General features: G+C 70.9%; 1 protein-coding gene. It reads right to left on the bottom strand.

Annotated features, from left to right (window positions below; translation table 11 throughout):
• On the bottom strand, positions 1 to 1,673 hold a 1,673-nt coding region (locus tag ACLJT4_RS42325; RefSeq protein WP_411130494.1), incomplete at its 3' end, for a beta-ketoacyl synthase N-terminal-like domain-containing protein.
• Positions 1,674 to 1,771: the final 98 nt, after the last annotated feature.

The following is a 1,771-nucleotide window of genomic DNA, read 5'->3' as shown; positions in this document are numbered from 1 at the left end:
CCAACACCACCAAACGCCCGCCGCAGACCCGTGATCTCAATCGGATCCCCCAACGACGTCCCCGTCCCATGCGCCTCCACATACGACACCGAACCCGGCTCCACCCCCGCCCGACCCCACGCCGCAGCAATCACCCGCTCCTGCGCCCGCGGATTCGGCACCGTGTAGCCGTTGGTCTTGCCGCCGTGGTTGAGCGCCTCGCCGAGGACGACGCCGTAGATGTGGTCGCCGTCCTCGACCGCCCGGGCGAGCGGCTTGAGCAGCACCGCACCGACACCCTCACCGGGCACGTAACCGCTGCCCCCGGCCCCGAACGACCGGCACCGCCCGTCCGTCGACAGGTAGCCGCCCTGGCTGAGGAAGACGTACTTGTAGGGGTGCACGGAGACGTTGACGCCACCCGCGATCGCCAGGTCGCTCTCCCCGCGCCGCAGGCTCTCGCACGCCAGGTGCAGCGCGGTCAACGACGACGAACACATCGTGTCCACCGCCATGCTCGGCCCGTGCAGGTCCAGCAGGTGGGAGACCCGGTTGGCGATCGAGGCGTAGGAGGAGTTGGTCACCGCCCGACCGCCGCGCAACGCGTCCAGTGCGCCGTGGAACTGGTACTCGCCGTACATGACGCCGACGAACACGCCGACCTGGCGTTCGCGGAGGTCCTTGCGCCGGTAGCCGGCGTCCTCCAGGACGTGCCACGAGGTCTGGAGGAACAGCCGCTCCTGCGGGTCCATCAGCTCGGCCTCGCGCGGCATGATGGGGAAGAAGAGCGGGTCGAACTTGTCGACGTCCGACAGGAAGCCGCCCCACTTGCCGTACGTCCCACCGGCCCGCGAAGCATCCGCGTCGAAGAACCGCTCGTGATCCCACCGCTCCCGCGGCACCTCCGTGACGCAGTCCCGCCCCTCCGCCAAGTTCTCCCAGAACTCACCCAGGTCATCCGCCATCGGATACCGACCACTCAACCCGATCACCGCGATGGCCTCGCCGCGGTGATCGTCGCTCCCGTTCGCGGCGGGCTCCGCCGTCCCCGTCAGGTCACCGGGGGCCAGGAAGCGGCCGTTGCGGACGGGCGCGGCCGGTGACGCGGCGGCCCCGGCCGCACTGGCGTCGGGGGCGTCGGGGGCGTCGGGGGCGTCGGGGGCGTCGGTCGCATCGGGAGCGGGCTGCGGACCGGACGCTTCCGGTGCGGTTCGCGCGGTGAGCTCCTGGAGGCGCTCGGCGTGCTCCTCGACGAAGTACTCCACGAGCTCTTCGACCGTCTGGTACTCGAAGAACAGCGTCTTGGACAGCTGCTCGCCGATCCGTTCCTCCAGCTCGGCGTTGAGCCGGGTGATCATCAGGGAGTCGATGCCGTAGCGCTCCAGCGGCACGGTCGGGTCGATCTCCGCGGCGTCCATCTTGGTGGTGCCGGCCAGCACCCCGGTGAGGTAGCGCTCGGTGCGGCCCCGCAGGTCGTCCGGCCCGGCATCCGGTGCCGGCGTCCCGGACTCCGGCGCGGCCGTGGTCGCCGACCGTTCGACGTCACGGACCAGCGCCGGAGCTGAGGTCGGGGCCAGGGCCGGGGTCGGGGCGCCGTCCGCGTTCCCGTCCAGGGCCACGGCCCGCACCAGCAGGTCCTTCATGCGGACGAGGACGGTCCCCTCGGCGTCCAACAACGCCACCTGCGCCGTCACCGCACCCGCACGAACCCCATCCCCCTCAACCGTCACATGCGCCAAACACTCCCGCGGCAACTCACCAAAAATCTCCACCGCACCCACCGCAAACGGCA

Source organism: Streptomyces sp. x-19, from assembly GCF_046549115.1.
In the GTDB taxonomy this organism is placed as follows: Bacteria; Actinomycetota; Actinomycetes; order Streptomycetales; family Streptomycetaceae; genus Streptomyces; species Streptomyces albulus_C.
The sequence above is the reverse complement of the archived record's forward strand: the minus strand, read 5'-3'. Positions and strand labels throughout refer to the sequence as shown.